Origin of the sequence: Vibrio penaeicida, from assembly GCF_030689305.1 — a bacterium.
Classification (GTDB): Bacteria; Pseudomonadota; Gammaproteobacteria; order Enterobacterales; family Vibrionaceae; genus Vibrio; species Vibrio penaeicida_B.
This window is the reverse complement of sequence record NZ_JAUYVM010000002.1, coordinates 581591-600448: the sequence shown is the minus strand read 5'-3', so window position 1 is coordinate 600448 and position 18858 is coordinate 581591. Positions and strand designations below refer to the sequence as shown.

The window sequence follows — 18858 nt, the reverse complement described above, 5'->3', positions numbered from 1 at the left end:
TTAATTACCCAATTGCGTCGGTGATTGTGATGGGAAAGTCACTTTGCCTTGAATTAGCCACTCTTTATTGTGTGGTTCTACTTCAACAAACCAAGGGCCTTCAATCTCGTTGTCTAAATTGATTGCATACTGGCCTAAGGCATTAGCCGATAATGTTTGAGAAAAGTCTCGGTCTGCGAGCGTTCGGTGCGAAAATGTCACCACCAAAGCAGGGAAGTGCTCAAGCTCACCTTTATCAAAACCGATAACAATACGATTGGAACTGGTAGAGACATTAGCCGATAAGCTGAGATCCCGAGCAGCGTTCTGCTTTGAGATATCAATGTTGATGCCTTTGCCTTTTTTATAGTAATCCTCGGCAACCAGCGAAACGGAGTTTTTGGAAAAAATACCAAGCGTGACAAAACTTGCCACAACGACGGTAGCTGGAAGCGCGATCAGAAACCACGGCCAAAATTGTTTATACCAAGGCTGTACCATAGAAAAGTTCTCAATAACGGAATTTAGAATTAACTTATAGAAAAGACAGCCCCTTGGGTAGGGGCTGTATAGAATTGTACTATTTGCCTGAGTTACTCAAGCTCCAAACGTAAGCGGAAACAAGTTGAACCTTATCTTCACCTAGAATGTCTTTCCATGCAGGCATCACACCTTGACGACCGTACATAACCGTCTCTGTGATGTCAGCACGCGTTTCACCAAACAGCCAAACTTGGTCTGTTAGGTCTGGCGCACCAAACGCAGGGTTTCCTTTACCGTCTGTACCATGGCAGGCCGCACATGCAGCAAAGCGAGCTTTACCTGCCGCCGCTTCACGTGCGTTAACTTTACGACCAGAAAGACTCAACGTATAAGTTACCACTTCACGTACGCCTTGCTCGCCAAAAGATTCGCCCCATGCAGGCATAGCACCAATACGACCATTCATAACCGTATTTACGATGGCTACAGGCTCACCGCCATACAACCAAGCGTTATCCGTAAGGTTAGGAAAACCTTTTAGACCACGGGCATCAGAACCATGACATTGCGAACAGTTTTGCAAAAACAAACGCTGACCAACTTTAATCGCTTCTTCATTTTTAGCGATTTCAGTAATGTCGCTGAGTTCACCCGCTTCATTGTATGCAAGCTTACGGAATGCTTCACCAAAATAAGCGTCTGCATCGTCCAGTTCTTTGGCATATTGATCCAAGCGCTTTTCTTCTTGCGCTTTAGCAATTCGCTCACGAGACTGCTGAACAGTGGTCACCGTTTGATCGGAGCTTTGCCACCCCAATAGTCCTTTGAAGCTACCCAAACCTGGAAATAGCGCCAAGTAAATCGCAGCAAACACAAAGGTGCTAATAAACAAATATGTCCACCATTTTGGAAGAGGGTTATTCAGTTCACGAATACCATCGTATTCGTGCCCCATGTCCACACCTTCTTCTACACCCATCTTATCTTTAACACACCAGTAAAGAAGGGCTGCACAGCCTAGCAAGGTACCTACGGTAATGATAATTACCCAGAGACTCCAAAAAGTACTCATTATTTGGTCACTCCTTCTTTCTCTTCAGAGGGCTCTTGCTCGTCAGCGAATACTAGATTAGCGGCTTCGTCGAAGCGTGCTTTACGGCTTTTACCGTAAGCCCACCACACGACACCAAGAAAGCTAACGAACAACACTATGGTCCATATACTATGAATAGTACCGATATCCATATATCCCCCTTACTTCATTGCGTGACCAAGAGATTGAAGGTAAGCAATGATGGCATCCATCTCTGTTTTACCTTCTACTTCTTGTTTTGCATTTGCGATCTGATCATCCGTGTAAGGAACGCCAAATTGATCGCGGAAAATGGTCAGTTTCTTCTGAGTCAGCTTGCCGTCTAAAACATTTTCTTCCAACCAAGGGAAGCCAGGCATGTTGGACTCAGGGACGAGCTCTCGCGGATCAATTAAGTGAACGCGATGCCACTCATCGGAGTAACGACCACCGACACGAGCCAAATCTGGTCCCGTACGTTTTGAACCCCAAAGGAATGGGTGCTCCCAAACACTTTCACCCGCTACGGAATAGTGACCGTAACGCTCGGTTTCTGCGCGGAATGGACGAATCATCTGGCTATGACATACGTTACAACCTTCGCGGATGTAGATATCACGACCTTCCATTTCCAACGCTGTATATGGACGCAAGTTTTGAACTGGCTTAGTCGTCTGATCTTGGAAAATCAGTGGTGTAATTTCTACCAAAGCCCCAAGGCTGATTGCAAATACGATCAAAATGGCAAGAAGACCTACGTTCTTCTCTACAATTTCATGACGGTTATTTGAATTCGAACTCATTAGTCAATCTCCTTATGCCGGTTGAGCAACAGCTTTTAAGCTGTCTTTAGGGGCAGTGATTGTCTTATAAGCGTTGTATGCCATTAGGAACATACCAGCCAAGAAGATGAAACCACCAAGGAAACGAACAAAGTAGAACGGATAAGACTGCTCTACAGATTCAACGAAACTGTAAGTCAGCGTACCGTCGGAGTTAACTGCACGCCACATCAGACCTTGCATAACACCAGAAATCCACATCGCTACGATATAGAGAACCGTACCAATTGTTGCCAACCAGAAATGCGTGTTGATCAAGCTAACAGAGTACATACGCTCTTGACCGAACAGCTTAGGGATTAGGTGATAAACGGAACCAATAGATACCATTGCAACCCAACCTAATGCACCGGAGTGTACGTGACCGATTGTCCAATCGGTGTAGTGAGACAATGCATTGACCGTTTTGATTGACATCATCGGTCCTTCGAACGTTGACATGCCGTAGAAAGACAATGAAACAATCAAGAATCGAAGAATAGGGTCATGACGGAGTTTATGCCATGCACCAGAAAGCGTCATGATACCGTTGATCATGCCACCCCAAGACGGAGCAAACAAAACCAAAGACATCACCATACCTAAAGACTGAGTCCAGTCAGGTAGGGCAGTGTAATGCAAGTGGTGAGGACCAGCCCAGATATAAAGGGAAACTAACGCCCAGAAGTGAACGATAGATAAACGGTATGAATAAACTGGTCTCTCAGCTTGTTTAGGAACAAAATAATACATCATTCCCAAGAAGCCAGCAGTAAGAAGGAACCCTACCGCATTGTGACCGTACCACCATTGAACCATGGCATCGACGGCACCGGAGTAAATAGAATACGATTTACCCATGGAAACTGGGATAACCATACTATTTACAATGTGAAGAACCGCAACGGTAATGATAAAGGCACCGAAGAACCAGTTCGCCACATAAATGTGAGAGGTCTTTCGCTTTATAAGCGTACCGAAGAAGACCACCGCATAAGCTACCCAAACTAGGGCAATTGCGATGTCGATAGGCCATTCTAGCTCTGCGTATTCTTTACCTGAGGTGTAACCCAAAGGTAAGGTAATTGCAGCGGCTAAAATAATTGCCTGCCATCCCCAAAAGGTGAAGGCGACAAGAGGACCACCAAATAAACGAGTTTGACACGTACGCTGCACAACGTAATAAGACGTTGCAAACAGTGCACTGGTACCAAACGCAAAAATAACCGCATTAGTATGCAGGGGACGTAAGCGACTGTACGTCAACCACGGCGTATCAAAGTTTAGCTGTGGCCAGACTAATTGAGCGGCAATCAAAACACCAACAGCCATTCCGACAATTCCCCAAAGTATGGTAACTAAGGTAAACTGACGCACGACTGTATAGTTGTAGTTTTGTTCTAGCTGCTTTTCTTGGCTCATTTGCATGCTTCCAAATTTTTTTAATTAACTACACTTTTACTTCCAACACGACATATGTCGTAATGCCACCAAATCGGTCGAGGAATTGTCGTTTTTTCATACTGTTAATTCCTTTTAACGATTTTAATAAAAAGCGGCATTTTCAATGTGCCACTATACTGGAACTAACAATTCAATGACAGGAAATTAACCTCACTTACACTCCGGTCATTCAACTAATTGTTAAAAATTTGAAGTTTGTTACATAGAGGAAACTTTCAATGCCTGCGCAAAAATTAACGCCAGCCCGAATCGCCCAAATTGTCGTCATGTTATTGATTTTAATAGCAGCATTTACCTGGCGCACACTTGATCAAGATCAAGGTAACATTGTTAAATGTATGATTAAGACCTGTCACTTTTCATTAAACAATCAGGCGTTCGAAATACACTTCACCGAACACAACAACTATATTGTAGGCGACTCTGAACAGTTTCGCGTCTCAATTAATAACACTATTATTAATCCGGATATAAATACAAAAAACTGGTCATTTAACGAACACGATAAATACGATCACATCTTAATTACAAATAAACAGAATGGAGATTATGTGAAGGTCATTCACAAAGAAAAATAGGGGGCACACTTTATTGAGCAAATGGTAATAAATAGATGCGGTGAGTGATTTATTAATGTATAAAACAACTTAAAACTAGTCACTTGTTTCATACTCCAAAAAATGAAGTTGATTACCGCTTTTTCCCACCAAGAAGACGTATCAGAAGCGATTCAAGATTTGAACTCACAAATCCCGCCAGAGTTCAATACATCTCTGGCACTTTGTTATTTCACTGAAGAGTACTCAGCCGAAACATTACGAGTCGCGTTATCGGCACGATTCCCAAACACACCTATTCAAGGTTGCACATCTTGTAAAGGGATTCTTACTGAAGAAGGGTTCCATCGAGGTCCGGTTGTGGGGCTAATGTTGATTGAAGACAGCGCTTCTATCTCAGCTTACGGTACGGCTATTACCGAGACTACCGTTGAGAACGCGGTAAGTAGTACGCAAGCCACACTTAGAAAGGCCATTGGGAGCAGTGGCAGAGTAGGTGAGCTGCCTAGCTTAATTATTCTGCACGCGACACCAGGCTTTGAAGAATCGGTTATAGATGCTATCTATCAAGAGTTTGGTACTCTGGTTCCTTTGATTGGAGGAAGTGCTGCAGACAATACACTTAAAGGGAATTGGCAAATATTCACATCCCAAGGCACCTCTCATCAAGGCGTATCCATTTCAGTCCTTTATCCCTCTTCACCATGTGAGACTGGTTTTCATACCGGGTACTCCACAACAGGCATTAGCGGCGAGGTGACCAAAGTAGAACACCGGTCTATTCTTGAAATTGACGACCAACCAGCATTGGATATTTATCAAAGTTGGTGCTCTACACTTGGCAGCCATATTGTTGATGAAACAAGCCTATTTGCTACAACAAACCTCTACCCATTAGGTAGAATTGTAGGAAGCGTAGACTACCAACCTATCTACAAACTCTCGCACCCTGTTAAACGGTCTGCAAATGGCGAAGGTATCGAACTATTTACAGAAATAGCAAAAGGTGAGCGTATTCACTTAATGACAGGCTCTAAAGAACGCTTAATTAACAGGCCTGGGCGTGTCATTCAGCTTACTGGCGACTCGTGTATTGACATGGGTGAGCCACTTGGCGCAATTAACATACTCTGTGCTGGATCTATGTTGCACATAGAAAGCGCAATGGACACCGTTTGCGAGCAAGTGCACTTAGCTTTGAATAAACAACCATTTATATGCCCATTTACTTATGGCGAACAAGGTCGATTCGAAAACGACATTAATGCTCACGGAAATTTAATGATTTCTTCGGTTGTATTCCATGAAAACAAGAGATTCTGATGAACGCATTTGATAAAGAGCAACTGCAGGAAGCTCTTTTTGAACTTCAAAAAAGCAAAGAAAAAGAACAAAAGTTGCTTGATGAGAATAGAGCTATCCTCGCATCACTCTCTTCAATGACAGGTGCAAGTAATAAGCATCAAATCTTCAATGGGCTATTAAGCGTACTTAGAAAGTACATCAAATTTGAAGACGCCATCGTACTCTCTAGAAACTTGGGTGAGTCCAACTTCCAAACCTTGTTAAGTACCAACAAGGTCTTTAAAGATAAGGTTTGGTCTAACGACGACAAATTTAGCCGCGCGATCTTTGGTGAGAGCATCATTGTCTACCAACCGGAATCACTCCGGCAATTTGGTCAATTCAATTCGATACTAAAAGATCAAATTCAATCGGTTTTGCTCACAGGAGTAGAGTCTGAGGCTAGCCAGTCGGTCATTTTATTCATTGGCAAACAAAAAGGGCAGTTTTGTATAAACTGTAAAGCGATTCTCGCACGCTTGTTACCGCTAATAGAACGAGCCGTCATAGACATTGATTACAAGGAGAAGCTACAAACCCTTGTTGCAACACGTACCAATGAACTAAAACAGAACCGAGAACGCTTTCGAGATTTTGCTAGTAGTGTAGGGGATTGCTTATGGGAAACAGACGTCAATTACCAGCTTACTTATGTCTCAAAAATCGACGCCATCAAAACAGACTTCCATAACAAGAAGATCCACGAGCTCGTTCAAGGCAATGCCGCACTCAATCATTTAATCTCGGCAATGGACACACGATCACCGATTCGAGACCTTGAATGGTGTTACGACCTTGGAAAAGGCGTTTGGCTAAGTATTAGTGGCGCACCTTTATTCGATCTTGAAGGCGAGTTTTTTGGTTACAGAGGCACGATAAAAGACATATCGCAAAGCAAGCAGAGATATTTAGAGTTAAAACGCGCTCGCATGGAATCCGAAAAAGCTAACATCGCTAAATCTCAGTTTCTAGCAATGATGAGCCATGAAATAAGAACGCCTCTAAATGCCATTTTAGGTCTTATCGATGTCCAGCTTTCCAAATGTTCCGATAAAGATAATGCCGTTGTTTTAAAGATGATGGAATCATCAGCAGAGTTGCTTCTCGCCATTATCAGCGACGTATTGGATCTATCTAAAATAGAGTCGGGGAGTTTCGACTTAGATACTAAGAACGTCAAAATACGTGACATTGTCACTAGAAATCTTCAACATTACCAAGAGCTTGCGAATCAAAAATCTCTCTCGCTAAAAATAATCTTAGGTGATGACTTGCCGGAAGAAATTCACACAGATGCAACCAGGCTATCCCAAATCATGTTTAACCTAGTTGGGAATGCCGTGAAGTTCACCGATTCCGGTGAAATAAATGTGGAAGTAACCACTAAAGATAGCCAAGCGTTGGTCATTAAAGTCTCGGACACCGGTATAGGTATGGACGATACAGCCATTGAAAAGCTGTTCAAACCATTCGTTCAAGCCGACAGTTCCATCACTCGCAAATTTGGCGGCACAGGCCTTGGCTTGGCCATTTCAAAACAATTAGCTTTGCTTTTGGGTGGCGACATAAAAGTTTCGAGTACACCCAATAAGGGGAGTACGTTTACTGTCACACTGCCGATCGGTAGTATAAAAACTGATAAAAATATCGATAACAAACACAGTCATAGCAAAGTACCACAAAAAAATTTGGAAGTGATGGTCGCCGAAGACAGCCCAGCAAACCAAATGGTCATAAAATTGATGTTATCGAATCTAGGGCATAAAGTGCACATCGTACCGAACGGTGTAAAAGCCATAGAGTTTGTTGAAGCAAATCAAGAAGAGCTCGACGTTATATTCATGGACATCTCAATGCCAGAAATGGACGGTCTAGCGGCAACCAAAATATTGCGAGCAAAGGGCGTAACGCTACCAATCATTGCACTCACTGCTCACGCAATGACGACAGACAAAGACAAATGTCTAGCCGCTGGCATGGACAAATTTGTTGCAAAACCCATCCGAGCTAAAGACATACAAGAAATTTTAAAAGCATACTCGTAAAGTCATTAGGTGGATTTAACTCCAGATACTATATGCTTGTATTTGTCCGGCAGAATACTCCTAGGAGGTACCAATGAAAGCGTTTCATATCAGTTACATGGCGTTAGCCTTAACAAGTAGCCATCAAGTATTCGCAAATACAGATCTTGTTCGTGCTGAAATCCCTAATTGTAATTACACAAAGCTTGTCGTTAATGCACCTTCGACACTTAAACTGATCGCGCAGGGACAACCGTCAGGCAGTGTCCAAGGTACAGACAAAGAACTGGGGTATCTCAAATACAAATGCTCAAAAGGCACGTTAGAGATCGATACAAAAAGAAATGCTTCGATCAGAAAAGGCTTTAACTTTGACTTAACCAATGGATCCATTAAAACAGTCATTCTAAACGGTTCTCAACAAGCGAGGATAAGTGAACTAGCAACGAAAGAGTTCAGCCTTGCAAGTTATGGCTCAACCAAATCAGTCATTTCTGGAAAAGTAGAATATTTTAATGTCACGGCAGATGGCGAAGCTAATGTGGATTCGTCGACTTTAGAATCACAAAAAGGAAAGATAGGGCTTAATGGTTCTGGGTCAGTGAAAATTAACTCATCTGAAGAATTAAGTGCAGACGTAAATGGTTCTGGGCAAATTGAGTACATAGGCACACCAAAGCAACTAGATGTATCTTTTAATGGAACAGGATCCATTTCGAAAATTAACTAAGTCGCGAAATACGAGTTTATCGTAACGCTAATAATCATGTCTTAATCTTTGATTAAAGTAATGATTATTAGCTATTTTATGGTAAATAGGATTATGGTTAAATAGCTCAAATTTTGGTGGGATAGGACAAAGGAAAAGCATAGTTCTTACGTAGCTTAATATCTTATTTAACATAATATACATAATGCGCACTAAGAGCCGATTCGTTTAAGATCGTCCAAAGCATCAAGATAAACAGAAACAGCCTTTTCATTGAGATTCAGCTTACGTCTAAGCTGTTCATTCTTATAGCGCTCCTTCAAATACAAATCTCGATACTCCAAAGCATCATAACCACCTTTGATTAGCGCTTTACTCATTGTTGATGTATCAGTTTGCTTTTTTAAGTCCGAAAGCATTTGTTCATGCTCTGTTGTGTCTCGGATTGTAATTGCCATCATTTCCCCTTAATACCGGTTTGTCCTGGTTTAATTATGATAGCAAAGAACGTTTATCGTGTTCCAGTGGGATGACCCGCCTTTGGGTGCGTTGAGTCTCTGGAAGGCAGGCTTAGCAGGAAGGAAGGTTTTCAGGGTTAACTGGAGTCAGCACCGCTTCGCGGGTATCGGGCAACAGACCACGACGACCATGTTGAGTGCTCGTCGTGCCCTTATCCCTGTCGGGGTGGAATCAATTGCGAATTACGATAAATCAAAAGCGAGTTTTGATTATTAGTTTCGAGCATCGATGGCGCTGGACTGGCGGCGTATGGCATCTAAGTAATCCGACTTATCCTGATAAAGACGGGTTTGGAACAAGCACAACTTACGAACATGGCTTTCGTCCGCTTCAAACTTGCGTGCTATCTCTCGATACGTTAAACCAAGGTCATTAAGTTCTCGCATCATTTCGACGTCACTGGACGTCAAATTGCAAACGGGTGAATCCTCCCCAATCTTCATGTAGCTAACCCCAAGCTTACGGGCTTTTTCTTTAACAGATTCACGAGAGCGCCCCAAACGAGAAGCGACTTGCAGAAGTGATAGCCGATTCTGGTTATCGATAATAAAACGCTCTTCCACCTCAGAGTAAGGATTGCTGTAACGTGATGGTTGATGGCTCAACACGCCAGACTTAACCAGCTTAGTGATTTTAGTCTTCACTGACGTTGTTGACCGCCCTAACCTCTTAGCTATCGCTGGAAAGCTAAGCTGACCATAAGACGCACACACGAAAGCCAATTCATCCTTAGAGTAAGGGTGATACCCAGCAATGATAGCGCCCCGACGCCCGTTCCTGACGCGCTCCTCATGAGTAAAAGTAGGAATAAGAAATGTGTTATGAGGCTTCATAGTGAGCCGCCGCTTTCATCAAAGAATCAACAGACACACGAAGAAAAGGCAGTTCCTGACCATCATCCAAGAACACCAATAAGTGAACCTCATCCCCTCGTTTAACAAAACGCGTTTTCCCCGTTGGACGGGTTAATTGCATCAAGCGAGACGTACTCAAGTGGTGAGTAGACGCGGTATCCGGTGTGTAATATTGAACAGCTGACATGGTGATATCCTTCTAAGCCAAGTTACGTTTTGAGTATTTCACTGACCAGCCGCCCGTAAACGTCAGGCAAATCAAATCGGTTGCCCCCTCGATGGAGTAGCCCCATGACCTGGTCTAGTCGACCGCCGTGAAATTTAATTAAAGAGTTCAGTGTTGGACCGTATTGGCGCTTGAGCCAATACGCTTTAGAAAGCAAATCCAAAGCCGCTCGCTTGCTGGCTTTAGGCTTGGTGTCAAACGCCTCAGAAGTGGCAATGGATGCCGAGAAGTCATTGATGGCAGCGAACGCGCCAGCAGGATTAAGCAATGCGTCAATGTCCCACTTCTTAAGCTCAACCTCAGAGCGATACCATATAAGCCCCGTCTCTGATAAGTTCTGTTCAAGTGCTTTGTTGTAGATTCGCCAGTACACACGAGATGTCCGAGAGCCAATTAAAAGCTGCTCCTTGCTATAGCGTTTCTCACCCGTACTAAAATCAATCGAGAATTTATTATCAGGCTCCACACTCGGAGAGCGACCACGAACCGCAGTTCTGAATGCATCGTCATAAACCGCTTTCATGGCATAGTCACAGTCAAAGACCCCGTCAAAATCATCATAAGCAAGGTCGATACGTGACAACGCCTTTACACCCAGCACATTAGACAGCCAATCGTGAATTACAAAAGCAGGTGAACGGTTGAACATGTGCTTACACCCTGTCGCGTTAATCTGGAGGTGCACGGTTTCTTGATTTCCGCCGATACCCAGCTTGCCACAGTAATCCGCCCCATCTGGAGACAGAAGGTTCATAGAGTCTTCATAGAATTGAAAGCCCAATCCCCTAGGAGCGGAAAGCGAAAGCCCAAGAACCTGATTAACGAAAATACGAAGGCATTGCTCATAATAATCGTGATTCACCCGACGATAGAAATCATTAACAGAATCAATGTCATTGGGAGAATTAGCCGTAATGGGATTGAGTTGCGGAGGCGATGGAAACTGAGGTGACGTCCAAGTGCGCTTAAGTAAAGATTTACGTGAAGGCGTGAACTTGTTCTCGGGCGACCTGTCGCCAATCGCATAAAAGCAGTGACGGAGATCCTTTAATTTAAAGGTAAAGCACAGGTAATCGATGTGAATGCCATCGTTTGATTTAGGCGAGTACTTTTCAAGAAGCTTAGAGGCTGTAGTCATCGAACACCCCCAAGTCTATGCGTTGTTGATACGTCGTGTTGGTAATGTCGACCAACTGATATTCATGGTAATGAGAATCACAGTATTGCGTTAGGTTGATATACGATTTAAACAAATCCCACTCCCCGTCCAGCAGGACGGAAACGGAATGGTCGGGCATCATGTCGTAAAAAACCTTAGTCATCGATTTAGATATACTTGCATACAATGTTATTTTGATAGAAAAATACAACACAAGAATGCATGCAAGAATGCACTCATCTATTTGTTACATGCATACTAAAATACATGAACGCAATCACACATTAGGGATAAACATGACCAAAAAATACACGTCACTAAGAGTCAGTGAAGCGACAAAAATGAAGCTTGAAAGAATCGCTATAGATGTAAGCTACGAGACAAAAGAATCCGTGAGATGGACTGATGTTGCCAACTTCCTATTTGAGAAGTACCTACAAGAAGCAAAGGCTGACATGATCCATAAAAAAACAGACTCTAACCGTTAAAAAAGAAGGCAAGTCACTGATGAAGAAGTCTTTAATTGAAAGTGTACGTATCAAAACCAGTGAAGCGGAAGCATTGAAAGAGCGCTCTTTCGAATTAACGATGAAAAAAAAGGATTTTGTTCGAGAGCCTGACATCATCCATTTTCTATTAGGGGAATTTGCAAAAGGAAACATAAAGGTAGACTTGGATGAAGGCGGAAATTTAACTGTAGTAAAAACCTAACTACATACGAGCACTTAAAGCACTAAGAACCGCGAAGGCTGATAGTTAGGTGGAATTTACCCCCGTAATACAGGACGGGGGTTCCGCCCCTCTCCGCGCACGCTGCTCAGTCTCCGCGACTTAGCGCGGAGAGGCACGGTAAGCCGAAAAACAAAAAAGCCAGTATGTGGTTAACATACTGGCTTTCTCTTCTTGCCTGATAGCCTTAGTGACGCATTATGCGCGTTATGTGTAAATGCGCCCTTGGCGGTCGCCAGTGCTGGCGCTAAGGTACTGACGACTAAACATTCAACATAACGTCACATCCATAATACGCACTTAGAGTGTAAACCCAAAGCGATAATGTCCTAATATTTCCAAGTGAATCTGTCCTATGCTTGCTTGGAGGTATTTAGGATGTTAGTTACGATGAATTGCAACGTTTCTCCATTATCCAAGATGTGTTAAACAATAAGTTAAAGCGCCGAGATGCCACATTCATTCTTGGAAACGCTTCGCCAATGGATGATCGCTGATGCCCTTTGGGTTTCACATTCCAAAAGAAAACCTCGAGTTTATCAACCTCGTTATCGCAGAGACTGCTTAGGTGAACTGATCCAATTTGATGGCTCTCATCACGACTGGTTTCAAGGGTGCGGTTTAGCGTCTATCAAAATTCACTAAACCATTAGAAATCATTCGCGAATGGGCAACTGCCATTTCTGAGTTTTGCGTCGAGTCCAGCGACAACCAAGACGAAGCCAGCCGAACAATCAGTAATCTCGAAACCGAAGTCCAGGACCTGGAGCAACGCCTGGCTCAACCTGAGCAAACCTATGTCGATAAACTCCGCGATTTTGTGGAGGCGATCCAATGAAGAAACCCAAGTGTCAGAACCCTAAATCCTCTCCTACCTTCAGTTAAAGGTAGTTGCTCTAAGCGCTAACTGGTCATCAGTGCTTGTAGGTCTCTGATACTTTTGTCTATTTAAACCCTTCTCAGTAAGCTCAAATTCGTTTGAACCTTATCTCATTCCAAATTAATGATTCTTTCTCTCTATATAAACGCATTTCATAATCGTGAGTCAAAACAACTACTCAGGCTAGGTTTATGACAATACTCCAACTAACTCTTCTGGTTTTTTTATTTATTATCGTTTTATCTTTTAAGCTCGCCGCTGGTAAAAACCGAAAAGGCGCTTCTAAATCAACAAATAAGTATCAGTATCAACCTAGAAAGTACCTTACGACAAAAGCAGAACTCTCCTTCTTTCATGCACTTGATAATGCGATTGGTAGCAAATACCGTGTGTTTAGCAAAGTTCGTATCGCTGATGTCATTTCTCCAAAGAAAGGTTTATACAAAAAAAAGGAATGGCGTATCGCTTTTAACCAGATCAGTGCGAAACATTTCGACTACGTGTTGTGTTGCCCAAAGACGCTAGAGATTCTATTTACAGTTGAACTAGACGACGCCTCACATCAAAAAGTGTCTCGTATTAAACGTGACGAACTAGTTGAACATGCTTGCGAAAGTGCTGGTATCAAACTTATACGGGTTCCTGTTCAATCAAGTTACAAGCTAGAAGAGATTGCAGAGCTTTTTGATGTACCCCCTACTCCTCCTGTCACTACCAACGCTGTACCGGTATAAAACAAAAAAGGTCTAGACACCGTCTAGACCTTACTTTTGAGTGTTGGGTTGCTACCTAAGCTCAACCTTATTCACCATAATGTTCTTTTCGTCGGTTACAAGAATAGAATGCACGTCTTCAATGTTGTTAAACCCAAACTGAGTAACACGAGCTGAGATTTCGCCATTATCTCCAATTAAGATAACTTGCAGTGTATTCGCGCTGGTATCGAAAACTAATAAATCTTTTTCTGTATTCGCATCGATATTCACATGCTCAATCGTATATTTGCTCTCATGTAGGTCAACACCTAATTCCAGTAACGTTTGATAGTGAAGGTTTAGTGGCTCAGATATTTTGCTAAAGCGAGCGACGCTTTCAAAAGAAACTGTGGATCGGCTTTTAGGTCTTGGTACGAATAATGATTTCTTAGCCGACTTAGAACCTTTTTTACACGTCAATTCAAACCTTTGGCCTCCGAAAGGAACGCTTACCGGATAGCCCACAGGGTTAGATTTTAATACATTACTTTCAATACTTCCCTTTCGCAGTTTACAGCTATCTACGTTTCGAGTTCCCCAATAAAGCTTAGTATTTCCATTAATCACGTTGCCGTTTAAAAATGAAGTGATTTTAGGGTCGGTATTACTTGGTCCCTTTTTCAGTACACTGAGATTATGTGTTTTTGTCGATGCCCCTCCATCCCCAGAACACTCAACCCTTATGACATATTTCGTAGGGCTTTGATTGTTTCTAAGGAGATAAGTCAGATTATCTTTTTTGAAACTTGTTCCAAAGGATTCAGGAGAAGAAATATTTTCGTGGTACCAAAGTTTGCACTGTTTAGCGTATTTGGTTGTTACTTTTAAATCATGGTAATCCCCACTGTATATTCCTTGTGGGTAGTGAATCGTTATTTCTGGTTTAGGCGTAACTTTAGGCTTAACCACTTTAAACGAGCTTCTTGTTAATACCCATCCGTCACATTCTAGCTCAACATTTTTAGTGCCCAGCTTATTGAACGTGAAATTTTGACCAAAATAGACTTCCAGTTCCGAAAGAAATGGCATTACGTGAGCAGTAAAACTTCCTTTGTCTGTCACCTTTACACTGCAAGACCTCGTAAGTCCGTGAACTTGCATAGATGCACTGATATGTACTGATTTGCCTTGCGTTACTGTTTTAGGGACAGAGATATACGCGAGCGCGTTATGGCTACTAAGTACTAGAAATACAATTAAAAAAATCGCTTTAGGATACATATTACTTCATTTCACCTTATGAAATTTCGTTGACGATTCTATAACCTAATATGCATCAACATGAGTTGTAATGAGAATTATTATCAATTGTTATCAGTGTGGGATTACTTTCAAACACCCAGCGCAATTGATGGTCGTATTGCAACAAGAAAACAGAGCATTTTCTCTCTTTACTGATTCACTAAACACCCTATCTGTTCTATTTAATCATCTAACAGCTCACAGCCCTTTCGCTTGTAATAATGCCATCAAACTTTTTGGAGTATTGGTATGAAAAGCATAGCGTTAGCATTAGCAACAAGCTTCGTTTCACTGTGGGCAGCTGCGGACACTAAAATTCTGCACTCTGGAGGATCTTTGATTCGAACTGGTGACAAAATTTACTCTGTCGGGACCATCACTGTTCATTATGTCGAGCAGCACAAATTTGATCGCATTAAAGCGAAACGTGGGGATTCATATTCCGGTTTCATCTCTGCATTAGATAGTTGGGAAGAAATGGAATCCAATAGCTATTGGGAGGCTGCAGGGAATTTTAATACGGTAATGGGCGTTCTGCCGGACAAAATGAATACCATTGATATTCGAATTGCGAAAAACGAAAACAACCCCATTTTCGACTTGCATATTAATGATACAAAAGTGGTCTCAAAAATCGATTCCAGAATTAAAAATGTGCGTATTGCATCTACTGGATTCCAGTCAAATCTTAATTACGTTTATGTCAATTTCGTGCCTCACTCTTCTACGAGTAATAACAAGATTAACATTGATAGTATTACCATTAAATCAAATATAAGGTATTGATGTAATTGACTTATATGGTGGTTTCAAATTTGTTTAAAATTGGTGCCATATTCTAGTTAAGAGTATATTAATCGGTAAAAAAATTCACAATGTTTTGTTAGGTTACGGGCAATTTTTATTTGGCTACCTCTCCCCTTGATACATAAGGGGTAAGACTGTTTTACCTTGCTGACTTAAGAGTAAATAATTTAAGCACAAGGGTGTCTATGAGGAGCATTTTTATTCGCCTGTTTTCAATGGAACCGATTCAGATATGGATGCTTCAATTCATCACCAAAAACTCTCTGCCAAAAGTGGTCATGTGGCTCTGCCATGGTTACAACAATTCGAACTGATTACTCGTCAGTTTCCAAACCACCAAGCTATTTTAAACCCTTCCGGCGACTCTTTTAGTTATCAAGAGTTGGAGAGTAAAGCTAATCAACTTGCAAACTACTTACGTGATGCGCTTGGTCGATTGCCCGCGGGACACACGGGTCAAGTTGTCGCTGTATGTTTTTCTCGGGTGAATGTCGAAGTCGCAACTGCGTTTTTGGCTGTTCTAAAACTGGGGGCTGCCATTCATTTCGTTGAGCCTAAGCTTGGGATCGAAGTGAATAACAAACGTTTGAGAAAAATCTCGCCTGATCTTGTCCTCCTTGACGAAGATAATGCTCATCTATCCCGCGATATTGAAAAGTTTGAAACGCTGGTACTGAGCGAGCATCAACATCAAATAGATCATGCCGCTGAAACAAGTATTGTGACTGTAGGATCACGTAACAGTGCTTGTGTATTCTGCAGTTCAGGGACAACAGGTGAGCCAAAAGTGATAACAATGCCAATGCTTCCACTTTCCAACCTAACTCGTTCTGCAAGCGAAGAGCTCCACCTATGCCCTGAAAGTCGCCTGATACAACTTGCTCGCCGTAATTTTGATGCGGTAGTGCACGAGCTGGCGATTTCCTTAGGCAATGGAGCATGCTTAGTATTGGTAGACGAACAAACGATGTTTTGCCATCAAGGGTTTGTCGAGTTCATAGAAGAACAGCGAGTGTCACACATGAGCATTACGCCTTCGCATATTAGCCATTTACTGAAAACACACGAAGGCAATCCTTCACGCATTTTTGAGCCTTTGAACACTGTTATGCTGGTTGGAGAAGCTTTTAGTGATGACCTCCCTCCCCGTCTTGCAAAGGCTGGTGTATCTCGCGTGGTTAATGGATATGGCCCATCTGAAGCCGGTATTTGGGTGATGAGCTCCGTGCTATTTGATTCAGGGTTATCTACAGAAATTATGCCTACAACACTAGGCAAGCCCGTTCGTGGCGTTGATGTTCGTGTTATGAGGCAGTGTGATTTAACACATACCTGGCAATTATGTGAAGCGGGTGAAAAAGGTGAACTACTGGTCAGTAACCGCCTTCAAAACGTTTATAAAGATCAGAAAAACAATCAGAGTCGATACCTGTATATCCCAGACCCTATCACCGATAACATCGAGTGCTTTTACCGAACGGGTGACATTGTCGAAATTTCAAACCAAAACGAACTGATCTTTGTGGGTAGGCAGGATAATCAAATCAAGCTCGCTGGACAGCTTGTTGTAACAGACGAAGTGGCAAATCAATTAAAAGAAGCATGTGTCACTCTCTTTAAAGCTCGCAACATCGATATATACATAGATGTAGAGCGAAATTCTCAGGGTACGCCGGTATCTTTAACTGCCTACCATACCGCAGAAACACCTCAAGATGCCGACAACATTGCTTGCGAGATCAGTCGTTATCTAACTAATCAGATCCCCTCTTACATGCTTCCGAAACGTTATGCTTGGCTGGAACGTTTTCCTATCAAAGTAGGAGGAAAATTAGATACGGTTTCAATCCAATCAAATGCTCAGGACTCTAAACGCATTCAGGCTCCGCAAACATTGCCTCAAACTGTCACTCAATTAGGTATCGCTAGTATTTGGCAGCATATCCTTTCGATGAGTGATTCCATTTATCTTGAGCATAGCTTTACGGACTTAGGCGGGACATCTCTGCAACTATTGTCTATGTTGTCAGAAGTGAATCGAGAGTTTGGCATCCATATAAAATCAGACTCATTGATGCATAACGACACACTATTAAACCTATCCGTAGCCGTTGAAAGTGCCATAAACTGCCCTCAATCAGAAGCTTTACTGCCTCCTTCTGAGATCAATTCTTTGATTGAAATGAAATCCTCAGAACACAATAAATATCTGTTCTTGGTGCACCCTGGGGATGGTCATGTTCAGGTGTATCAAAAAATGATGCCTTTACTGCCAGATACTCTGAATGTTTATGGGTTACGCGCACCTGGTGCCGAGGCTGGCGAAGAAATCGTCCCGTTTTCAGTACTCGAATACGCGCAGCGTTACACCAACCTAATAATGAAGCAGCAACCTCACGGAGACGTCTTCATTATGGGGTATTGCGCTGGAGCCCCTATTTCCATAGAAATTGCCCGCCTCTTAGAACAATCCAATAGGAAAATTGCAATGCTTGCACTTGTAGATCTGCCCAATGGATATCACCTGCGAGAAAATACGGATATTGCACAAGGGCTGGCTACCTTTTTTGAGCAAATGTACGGTGTGGATGTTTCTGCAAAGCAACTAAGAGAGCACGCAGACTCAGAAACGCAATTCGAGCACTTATTCGAGCTTGCCCTACAACAAGGAAAGGTCGCTCACAACGAAAAAGATCAACTTCGTAATGCGCTCAATGGCGTTATGTATGAACCTGAGCAAGAAGACTCCGTTGAAACACTGCACCTTTTCTTCAAATACGCCTTTAAATTAGATATACCTGCCCAAAAACTACGTAACCTTAGTAACGAAATGGACAGACTCAACTACATCGTGAATAAAGGGCGAGCAAAAGGCGTTTTTCCTGCTGCTCTAACCAGCGATTATTTCTCTCGATTATTGGCAATGGAAAACACAACAAAAGAGGCAGTCCATGGATACGTGCCAGCTCCCTTAAGTATTCAAGGAAAAATTCTCTACTTACATGCGCAGCCAAGCATTGAGAACCCTATGGCCTGGTACCCTAACCCACAAACTTGGGTTCCCTACCTTAACGAGATGGAAGTACAACAACTGAAGGGCGACCACTACTCGATTGTTAGAGAAGATCAGGATATGAAAGATCTCATTCGATGTTTAGCACCTCACATCACCGTTTCCTAAAAACGTCCTGATAAGAAAAAACATTTAAAAAAAGACGATGGTTCAAGCATCGT

Annotated in this window: 20 protein-coding genes and 1 pseudogene; 10 read left to right on the top strand and 11 right to left on the bottom strand. The window is 42.5% G+C overall.

The window, feature by feature from the left end:
- The 5 genes from Q8W40_RS05780 to ccoN all read right to left on the bottom strand — a co-directional run bounded on the left by Q8W40_RS05780 (nt 1) and on the right by ccoN (nt 3777).
- Nucleotides 1-480 carry a FixH family protein gene (locus tag Q8W40_RS05780; protein ID WP_305396267.1) on the bottom strand — a complete coding sequence of 160 codons (480 nt, stop codon included), beginning with the start codon at nt 478-480 and terminating at the stop codon, nt 1-3.
- A 79-nt stretch (nt 481-559) separates the two neighbouring features.
- On the bottom strand, nt 560-1534 hold the full coding sequence (gene ccoP, locus Q8W40_RS05775; RefSeq protein WP_101113851.1) for a cytochrome-c oxidase, cbb3-type subunit III: 975 nt from the start codon (nt 1532-1534) through the stop codon (nt 560-562).
- Nucleotides 1534-1707 (bottom strand): cbb3-type cytochrome oxidase subunit 3, encoded by a 174-nt coding sequence (locus Q8W40_RS05770; RefSeq protein ID WP_101113852.1) that lies wholly within the window; start codon nt 1705-1707, stop codon nt 1534-1536. Before Q8W40_RS05770 ends, ccoP begins: the two co-directional genes overlap by 1 nt.
- A gap of 9 nt (nt 1708-1716) precedes the next feature.
- Nucleotides 1717-2337, bottom strand: coding sequence for a cytochrome-c oxidase, cbb3-type subunit II (gene ccoO / locus Q8W40_RS05765; protein ID WP_101113853.1), 621 nt, complete (start codon nt 2335-2337; stop codon nt 1717-1719).
- A 12-nt stretch (nt 2338-2349) separates the two neighbouring features.
- Entirely contained in the window at nt 2350-3777 is a 1428-nt protein-coding gene (ccoN, locus tag Q8W40_RS05760) for a cytochrome-c oxidase, cbb3-type subunit I (RefSeq protein ID WP_167404747.1), read from the bottom strand.
- Between the two features lie 260 nt (nt 3778-4037).
- Between ccoN and Q8W40_RS05755 the strand changes: the two genes are divergently transcribed.
- The 4 genes from Q8W40_RS05755 to Q8W40_RS05740 all read left to right on the top strand — a co-directional run bounded on the left by Q8W40_RS05755 (nt 4038) and on the right by Q8W40_RS05740 (nt 8474).
- Nucleotides 4038-4397: a hypothetical protein gene (locus Q8W40_RS05755; RefSeq protein ID WP_305396266.1), complete on the top strand. Its 360-nt coding sequence runs from the start codon at nt 4038-4040 to the stop codon at nt 4395-4397.
- A 102-nt stretch (nt 4398-4499) separates the two neighbouring features.
- Nucleotides 4500-5699, top strand: a complete 1200-nt coding sequence (locus Q8W40_RS05750; RefSeq protein ID WP_305396265.1) for an FIST signal transduction protein — start codon at nt 4500-4502, stop codon at nt 5697-5699.
- The gene (locus Q8W40_RS05745) at nt 5699-7765 is read left to right on the top strand and encodes a PAS domain-containing hybrid sensor histidine kinase/response regulator (protein WP_305396264.1); all 2067 of its coding nucleotides are present in this window, start codon (nt 5699-5701) and stop codon (nt 7763-7765) included. The genes Q8W40_RS05750 and Q8W40_RS05745 overlap by 1 nt, the downstream gene beginning before the upstream one ends.
- A 73-nt stretch (nt 7766-7838) precedes the next feature.
- Nucleotides 7839-8474 carry a GIN domain-containing protein gene (locus Q8W40_RS05740; protein WP_305396263.1) on the top strand — a complete coding sequence of 212 codons (636 nt, stop codon included), beginning with the start codon at nt 7839-7841 and terminating at the stop codon, nt 8472-8474.
- Between the two features lie 191 nt (nt 8475-8665).
- Here the strand turns inward: Q8W40_RS05740 and Q8W40_RS05735 are convergent, their stop codons facing one another.
- The 5 genes from Q8W40_RS05735 to Q8W40_RS05715 all read right to left on the bottom strand — a co-directional run bounded on the left by Q8W40_RS05735 (nt 8666) and on the right by Q8W40_RS05715 (nt 11374).
- Nucleotides 8666-8911, bottom strand: a complete 246-nt coding sequence (locus tag Q8W40_RS05735) for a hypothetical protein (RefSeq protein ID WP_305396262.1) — start codon at nt 8909-8911, stop codon at nt 8666-8668.
- Nucleotides 8912-9184: 273 nt separating this feature from the next.
- Entirely contained in the window at nt 9185-9805 is a 621-nt protein-coding gene (locus Q8W40_RS05730; protein ID WP_305396261.1) for a DNA-binding protein, read from the bottom strand.
- Nucleotides 9792-10013, bottom strand: a complete 222-nt coding sequence (locus tag Q8W40_RS05725) for a hypothetical protein (RefSeq protein WP_305396260.1) — start codon at nt 10011-10013, stop codon at nt 9792-9794. The genes Q8W40_RS05730 and Q8W40_RS05725 overlap by 14 nt, the downstream gene beginning before the upstream one ends.
- Nucleotides 10014-10035: 22 nt before the next feature.
- Nucleotides 10036-11190, bottom strand: a complete 1155-nt coding sequence (locus Q8W40_RS05720) for a replication initiation factor domain-containing protein (RefSeq protein WP_305396259.1) — start codon at nt 11188-11190, stop codon at nt 10036-10038.
- Nucleotides 11174-11374: a hypothetical protein gene (locus Q8W40_RS05715; protein ID WP_305396258.1), complete on the bottom strand. Its 201-nt coding sequence runs from the start codon at nt 11372-11374 to the stop codon at nt 11174-11176. Before Q8W40_RS05715 ends, Q8W40_RS05720 begins: the two co-directional genes overlap by 17 nt.
- 133 nt (nt 11375-11507) lie before the next feature.
- Between Q8W40_RS05715 and Q8W40_RS05710 the strand changes: the two genes are divergently transcribed.
- From Q8W40_RS05710 to Q8W40_RS05695, 4 genes and pseudogenes are all read left to right on the top strand, one after another.
- Complete coding sequence (locus Q8W40_RS05710) at nt 11508-11699, top strand: hypothetical protein (protein WP_305396257.1); 192 nt, start codon at nt 11508-11510, stop codon at nt 11697-11699.
- A gap of 19 nt (nt 11700-11718) precedes the next feature.
- Entirely contained in the window at nt 11719-11922 is a 204-nt protein-coding gene (locus Q8W40_RS05705) for a hypothetical protein (RefSeq protein ID WP_305396256.1), read from the top strand.
- A gap of 483 nt (nt 11923-12405) precedes the next feature.
- Nucleotides 12406-12555: pseudogene (locus Q8W40_RS05700) on the top strand (ISNCY family transposase); the annotation flags it as partial.
- A gap of 456 nt (nt 12556-13011) precedes the next feature.
- Nucleotides 13012-13554 carry a DUF2726 domain-containing protein gene (locus tag Q8W40_RS05695; RefSeq protein WP_305396255.1) on the top strand — a complete coding sequence of 181 codons (543 nt, stop codon included), beginning with the start codon at nt 13012-13014 and terminating at the stop codon, nt 13552-13554.
- A gap of 51 nt (nt 13555-13605) precedes the next feature.
- Here Q8W40_RS05695 and Q8W40_RS05690 read toward each other — a convergent pair whose 3' ends face one another.
- The gene (locus tag Q8W40_RS05690; RefSeq protein ID WP_305396254.1) at nt 13606-14796 is read right to left on the bottom strand and encodes a hypothetical protein; all 1191 of its coding nucleotides are present in this window, start codon (nt 14794-14796) and stop codon (nt 13606-13608) included.
- 270 nt (nt 14797-15066) lie between these two features.
- Here Q8W40_RS05690 and Q8W40_RS05685 point away from each other — a divergent pair, with 270 nt between their 5' ends.
- On the top strand, nt 15067-15603 hold the full coding sequence (locus Q8W40_RS05685) for a hypothetical protein (RefSeq protein WP_305396253.1): 537 nt from the start codon (nt 15067-15069) through the stop codon (nt 15601-15603).
- A 253-nt stretch (nt 15604-15856) separates the two neighbouring features.
- Complete coding sequence (locus Q8W40_RS05680) at nt 15857-18805, top strand: non-ribosomal peptide synthetase (protein WP_305396252.1); 2949 nt, start codon at nt 15857-15859, stop codon at nt 18803-18805.
- Nucleotides 18806-18858 lie beyond the last annotated feature (53 nt).